The 6,009-nt window shown below is 76.4% G+C and carries 6 protein-coding genes and 1 pseudogene; 2 read left to right on the plus strand and 5 right to left on the minus strand.

Going from position 1 to position 6,009, the window contains the following annotated elements; genetic code table 11:
• A partial coding sequence (locus JZ5iCDA_RS19075) for an Ig-like domain-containing protein (RefSeq protein ID WP_253182114.1) occupies window positions 1–1,150 on the plus strand: 1,150 nt, incomplete at its 5' end.
• Between the two features lie 12 nt (window positions 1,151–1,162).
• On the opposite strand, the gene JZ5iCDA_RS14850 is transcribed toward JZ5iCDA_RS19075, so the two are convergent.
• The 4 genes from JZ5iCDA_RS14850 to JZ5iCDA_RS14865 form a co-directional block, all read right to left on the minus strand.
• Window positions 1,163–1,678, minus strand: coding sequence for a mycothiol transferase (locus tag JZ5iCDA_RS14850; protein ID WP_069387859.1), 516 nt, complete (start codon window positions 1,676–1,678; stop codon window positions 1,163–1,165).
• 97 nt (window positions 1,679–1,775) lie between these two features.
• Window positions 1,776–2,753: an NAD(P)-dependent alcohol dehydrogenase gene (locus tag JZ5iCDA_RS14855; protein WP_069387860.1), complete on the minus strand. Its 978-nt coding sequence runs from the start codon at window positions 2,751–2,753 to the stop codon at window positions 1,776–1,778.
• 29 nt (window positions 2,754–2,782) lie between these two features.
• The gene (locus JZ5iCDA_RS14860) at window positions 2,783–3,019 is read right to left on the minus strand and encodes a helix-turn-helix transcriptional regulator (protein WP_083260049.1); all 237 of its coding nucleotides are present in this window, start codon (window positions 3,017–3,019) and stop codon (window positions 2,783–2,785) included.
• Window position 3,020: 1 nt separating this feature from the next.
• Window positions 3,021–3,440: a hypothetical protein gene (locus tag JZ5iCDA_RS14865; protein ID WP_069387861.1), complete on the minus strand. Its 420-nt coding sequence runs from the start codon at window positions 3,438–3,440 to the stop codon at window positions 3,021–3,023.
• 183 nt (window positions 3,441–3,623) lie between these two features.
• Here JZ5iCDA_RS14865 and JZ5iCDA_RS14870 point away from each other — a divergent pair, with 183 nt between their 5' ends.
• Complete coding sequence (locus tag JZ5iCDA_RS14870) at window positions 3,624–5,522, plus strand: cation:proton antiporter (protein WP_069387862.1); 1,899 nt, start codon at window positions 3,624–3,626, stop codon at window positions 5,520–5,522.
• Window positions 5,523–5,545: 23 nt separating this feature from the next.
• Here JZ5iCDA_RS14870 and JZ5iCDA_RS19080 read toward each other — a convergent pair.
• Window positions 5,546–6,009, minus strand: a pseudogene (locus tag JZ5iCDA_RS19080) (hypothetical protein); the annotation flags it as partial.

Below are 6,009 nucleotides of genomic sequence, written 5' to 3' on the forward strand. Positions count from 1 at the left end.
GCTCGTCGCGACCGTCGTCGCGGCGAGCGTGGGCGTCGCCGTCCTGGCACAGCCGTGGGCGGCCCCGGACGCGCCGCCCGCCGCGGTCGCCGCCGACGTCGGATCGGAGGCGCCGGTCGAGGTGCCGGACCTGGAGCCCGTGACGTCCGCGGACCCGCCCCCCACGGAGGCCCCTGACGCGACCGTCGTCGAGCGGCGCGAGACGGCCGACGGCCCCGCCGACGAGCCGGTCGGCGCGGACGCGCCTCCCGACACGGGTGCCGCCTCCGAGCCGTCGACCCCTCCGCCGAGCTCCCCGTCGTCGTCGGACCCGGCTGCGCTGGAGCCGGGCCCGGCGCCCGAGCCGCCGGAGCCGTCCGGGCCGGAGCCGTCCGAACCGAAGCCGTCCGAACCGAAGCCGTCCGAACCGGAGCCGTCCGAGCCGCAGCCCGACCCGACGGGACCGGAGGTGCCGGAACCGGCGCCCGAGCCGACAGGTCCGGAGACGCCGGAACCGGGACCCGAGCCGTCGACCCCGCCGACCGAGCCCGAGCCGGAGCCCGGACCGTCGGAGCCGCCCGTGGTGGTGGAGACCGCTCCGCTCGTCGTGACCACCGCCCCACCTGCGGGCACGCTGACCGTGTTCCCCGTCGTGCGTGGCACGGGCGAGGCGGGCGCGCTCGTCGAGGTCACGGATGCGCGCGGCGACGTCGTCGCGAGCGCGACCGTCGGCACGGACGGCGACTGGGAGATCGCCGTCACCGAGCTGGCCGCCACGGGCGAGCACACGCTGCAGGTGGTCCAGGTCGCGGAGGACGAGACCTCCGCGCCGGCGACGGTCGGCCCGTACGTCTTCGACGTGCCGCGCGTGCTGTCACCGGCCCCCGGGGCGCTCGTCGCGGGGCAGGTCGACAGCTGGTCCTGGTTCGGTCCGCGCTACGCGACGGAGGTCGTGCTGGACGGCACGCCCGGGCTGCGCGTCGAGGCGTTCGTCGACGGCCGCCCGACGGGCACCGTCCACACGCTCGGTGACCAGCCGCTCGTCCGGCAGGTCCGGGACCTGTCAGCCGGCGTGCACACGCTCGCGCTGCGCGTGGTGGACCCGGGCGCCGACGACCCCGGCTACGGCCCGACCGTCACCGTGCCGTTCACGCTCGTCGGCCTGCTCTGAGCCGCCCGGACCTCAGTCCCGTCCGGTGCGCTCGAGCACGCCCCGGACGTACGCCGCCTGCCCGGCGTGCTCGAGGCTGTCGACGGCGACGCTCACGAGGCGCGTGCCGAGGGTGACGGGCGGGTCCCAGTCCTCGTCGACGACGCGGTCGAGGTCGTCGTCGGTGAGCGACGCGAGCACGTCGGCCGACTCGTCCTGGACGGCGCGCACGTAGCCGATCAGGTCGTCCGCGCTCGCGCGCACCTGCGCCACCTCGTCCGGCGACTGCCCGTAGCCCGACGCGGAGTCGTCGAACGGCAGGTCGAGACGCCGCGCCCAGCCGTCGCGCGTCCACACCTCGTCACGCCCGGCGGCGGCCGCCACCTGGGCGTCCTGGCCGCGGGCGAGGTGCCACGCGAGCCACGCGATCGTGTTCGCCTCCGGGTCCAGGCGCGCCGTCAGCGCGTCCTCGTCGAGACCCTCGACGGCCCGGGCGGCGGTCGGGCCGATGCGTCCGAACAGGTCCTCCAGCAGTGCGCGCGCGTCCACGTCCTCACCTCTCGTCGATCGTCGGCTGCACGTGCAGCCTCCCCGGGGCGCCGCCGTCGCGCGACCGGAGCGGTCGCCGCGGTCCGTGGTGCCGCGGTCAGGCGAGCAGGACGACGACCGTCCCCGCCTTGTGCTCGTGCTCGACGTGGTGGTGCGCGGCCGCGATGTCGTCGAGGCGGTAGGCGGCGTCGACGACGGGGCGCAGCGCGCCGTCGGCGCCGAGGCGCAGCGCGGTGCGCAGGTCCTCCGACTTCTGCGTCTCCGACCGCAGCCCGGTGAACGCGACGACCCCGCGCCGGCCGCGGCGGCGCCGGCTCGTCCGCACGGTGCGCCACAGGATCCCCGGCGACGGCACGGTCACGAGGTACGCGCCGTCGTCCGTGAGCAGCCGGCGGCAGCGCCGGTAGGAGCTCGCGCCCGCGACGTCGAGCACGACGTCGTACCGGGCGTCGCGCGCCGTGACGTCCTCGACGCTGCGGTCGACGACCTCCGCCGCGCCGAGGTCGCGGACCAGGTCGAGGCCGCGCGGCCCGCACACCGCGGTGACGCGCGCCCCGGCGTGGGCGGCGACCTGGACGGCCGCGGTGCCGATGCAGCCCGAGGCGCCGATCACGAGCACGGACTGCCCGGGCCGCACCCGGCCGTGCACCTGGAGGAAGGGCAGCGCGGTGAGCGGTCCGCAGGCCAGCACGGCGGCGTCGACGTCGCTCGTCCCGTCCGGGACCGGCTCGACGACGCCGTCCGCGCGGAGCACGACGAGCACGGCGTGCGCGCCGGCGCCCATGCGCGTGACCCCGACGACGCGGTCCCCGACCGCGAACCGCGTCACCCCTGGCCCGACCGCGACCACCTCGCCCGCGACCACGCCGCCGAGCACCGGGTACCGCGGCCGCCGCAGGCCGAAGGCGAGGCGCGCGAACCACGGGGTGCCGGCCCGCGCGGCGACGAGGGCCGCCTCGAGCGTGCTCGCGCGGGCGCGGACGAGGACCTCGCCGTCGCCCGGCTCGGGCGCGGGGACGTCCCGGACCTGCACCACCTCGGGCGGGCCGTAGGCGGTGGACACTGCTGCTCTCATCGGGCTGTCCTCTCGGGAGGACGGCGCCGTCAGGCGTCGTCGGTGGCGTCCTCGGGGTACCCAAAGACCTCGTCCAGCGGGGCCCGCAGCGCGCGGGCGATGAGGAACGCCGTCTCGAGCGACGGCGAGTAGCGACCCTGCTCGATCGCGATGACGGTCTGCCGCGTGACGCCGACCCGCTCCGCGAGCTCGGCCTGCGTCATCTCGCCGCGCGCGAACCGCAGGGCGCGGATGCTGTTGGTGACGCGCGTGGGCCTGCCCTTCACGTCACGCCCCCCGGCGGTAGGCGACGATCGTCGTCACGGACGACAGGACCGCGGACGCGACGAAGCCCAGGTAGACGACGTTGGCGATCCAGAAGTGGTCGGCCTCGACGAGGGCGAGCCCGAGGGCGCCGAGCGCGCCCGCGACCACGCCCCACCAGCCGACCACGACGCCGCGGCGCGCGAGCTCGCGGTCGCGCTCGTCGCTGCGGTAGGTCTCGCTCGGCCGGACGATCTCCACCGCGACCCGGACGACGACCCCGGCCACGATCGCGGCGCCGATCGCCCACAGCAGCGGAGCGACGTACTCGACGTCGCCGAGCGGTGCGCCGTCGGCACGGGTCAGCAGGACACCGACGTAGGCCGCGTAGACCACCACGCTCACGACGAGGTAGACCCACGTCCCCTTCTCCTCGTACGACATGCGGTGCTCCCTCGCCCTCGTCGATGTCAAAGATTCTCTACACGGCGAACGTAAGGCGCATCGGACACCGTGTCAAGAGTCCTTGACATCGGGGCGCGCGAGCGCCCCCGGGCGCGCACCTCGGTACGGTGGAGCGGGCCGGGTGCACGGAACCGGGCGGCGAGCACGCGCGCGGAGGGTCGGATGGAGTTCCCGTTCCAGCTCACGGAGGACGAGATCCTCACGCTCATCGCGCTCGCGGTGTCGGCGCTCGCGGCGATCGTCGCGGTGAACGTGCTCGCCCCGAAGGCGGGGGTCGCGGCGCCGCTCGTGCTCGTGCTGCTCGGCATCGGCGTGAGCTTCCTGCCCGGGGTGCCGGCGATCGAGGTCGAACCGGAGTGGATCCTCGCGGGCGTCCTCCCGCCGCTGCTCTACTCGTCGGCGGTGAGCATGCCGACGATGGACTTCCGGCGGGACTTCACGGCGATCGGCGGGCTGTCCGTGGCGCTCGTCGTCATCAGCTCGGTGCTGCTCGGCCTGCTGTTCATGGTGCTCGTCCCCGGCATCCCGCTGTCCACCGGGATCGCGCTGGGCGCGATCGTCAGCCCGACGGACGCCGTCGCGACGTCGATCGTCAAGCGGCTCGGCGCGTCACCGCGCGCGGTCACGGTGCTCGAGGGCGAGAGCCTGCTCAACGACGCCTCCGCACTCGTGCTGCTGCGCTCCGCCATCGCCGCGACCGCCGCGAGCGTGTCGCTGTGGTCGGTCGCCGGGGACTTCCTGCTCGCGGTCGTCGTCGCGGTCGCGGTGGGGCTCGCCGTCGGGTTCGTGGGGCTGTTCGTGCGCGCGCGCCTGGCCCGGCCGTCGCTCAGCGTCGCGGTGTCGTTCGTCGTCCCCTTCCTCGCGTACCTGCCCACGGAGCGGCTCGGGGCGTCGGGGCTCGTGGCCGTCGTGACGGCCGGTCTCGTCACGGGCCACGGGGCGGCGAGGTACCTGCGCCCGCAGGACCGGATCTCCGAGGCGTCGAACTGGCGGACCGTCGAGCTCCTGCTCGAGGGCGGGGTGTTCCTGCTCATGGGGCTCGAGCTCTTCGCGCTCGTCGAGGACGTGCTCGACGAGCGCGGCGACCTGTGGGGCGCCGTCGGGGTCGCCGCGCTGACGATCGTCGCGGTCCTGCTGATCCGCGCCGCGTACGTGCTGCCGCTCGTGCGGTCCGCCCGGCGCCGCGCCCGGCGCGGCGAGCAGGTGCGCGGCGCGATCTCGGGGATCCAGCGCCGGCTGGACGAGAAGTTCGGTCCCGACGGCGCCCCGCGCGACCCCGCGGCGGGCGCCTCCGGCGACGCGGGCACGGGCGTGACGGCCCAGCTGCGGGCGATCGACCCGCACCTGCCCGGCCCGGTGCCCCCGCTGCCCGGGCCGCTCGGCCGGTCCGTCCGCAAGCGGGCGGACACGCAGGAACGCGTCGGGCGGGCGCGGAGCGTGCTGCGCCGCCGCGCCGCCGACATCGACTACCTGCGCGAGCAGCCGCTCGGGCCGCGCGAGGGCGTCCTGCTCGTCTGGGCGGGCATGCGGGGCGTCGTCACCGTCGCCGCCGCGCAGTCCCTGCCCGCGGAGACCCCGCACCGGTCGTTCCTCGTCCTCGTCGCGTTCACGGTCGCGGCCGGCAGCCTCCTGCTCCAGGGCGGCACGCTGCCGTGGGTCGTGCGTCGGCTCGGCCTCGCGGGCGGCGTCTCGCCCGGCGACGTCGACCAGCGGGCCGTCCGCACGGAGCTCGACACGGCGGCAGCCTCGGTGATCGACGCACCGGACCTGCGCCGCGCCGACGGGCGGCCGTTCGACCCCGGCGTCGTCTCGCGCGTGCGGCGCGACGTCGTGCGCGAGCTCGAGAACCGCGACACCGACGCCGCGACGTCGGCCGACGTCTTCGCGCAGTACAAGGAGCTGCGCCTGCGGGCCATCGCCGCGCAGCGCGAGGTGCTGCTCGACGCGCGCTCGTCCGGCGTGTACAGCTCGCAGGCGCTGCGCCGCGCGCTCGACATCCTCGACGCCGAGCAGATCGACCTCGAGCTGCGCCGCGGCCCCGTCGTGCTCGACGACGACTGACGAGTTCCCCGCGGCCGTGCGGCTCAGGCGACGGCGCGCACGTCCGCGGCGGCCAGGGGACGGTCGAGGCCGGACACGCCCAGCTCGAGCCGTGCGATGCCGTCCAGCGGGACGGCCGACGACGCCCCCAGCCCGTCCGAGCGCCCCGCCTTCGTCGCCGACCACGTCGCCACGACCTCGCGGCGGCCCGCGTCGTCCACGAGGACGAGCTCGTAGGTGCCGCCCGACGTGCCCGCCTCCGCCGGGTACGAGCACGACCAGTCGAGGCGCGTGCCCCACGCGACGGGCGTCAGCACGAGCTCGGCGCGGACGTCGGCGTCGTCGACCGGCAACAGCTCGACGGTCGTGCCGGGCGCGGCGGCCGCCGGCGGCGCCGTGGACGTCGTGTCCCCGGGCGTCGTCGTGCCCGGCGACCCGGCGATCGCCGCGCCCGTCGCACCGCCCGCGACGACGAGGGCGACGGCCGCCGCCGCGAGCAGCCCGCGGC

The organism is Cellulosimicrobium cellulans (assembly GCF_001722485.1).
In the GTDB taxonomy this organism is placed as follows: Bacteria; Actinomycetota; Actinomycetes; order Actinomycetales; family Cellulomonadaceae; genus Cellulosimicrobium; species Cellulosimicrobium cellulans_A.

Coding starts and splice junctions, on each gene's coding strand:
- JZ5iCDA_RS14855 (WP_069387860.1), bottom strand. CDS start 2,753: ATGAGAGCAGCAGTGTCCACCGCCTACGGCCCGCCCGAGGTGGTGCAG.
- JZ5iCDA_RS14865 (WP_069387861.1), bottom strand. CDS start 3,440: ATGTCGTACGAGGAGAAGGGGACGTGGGTCTACCTCGTCGTGAGCGTG.
- JZ5iCDA_RS14870 (WP_069387862.1), top strand. CDS start 3,624: ATGGAGTTCCCGTTCCAGCTCACGGAGGACGAGATCCTCACGCTCATC.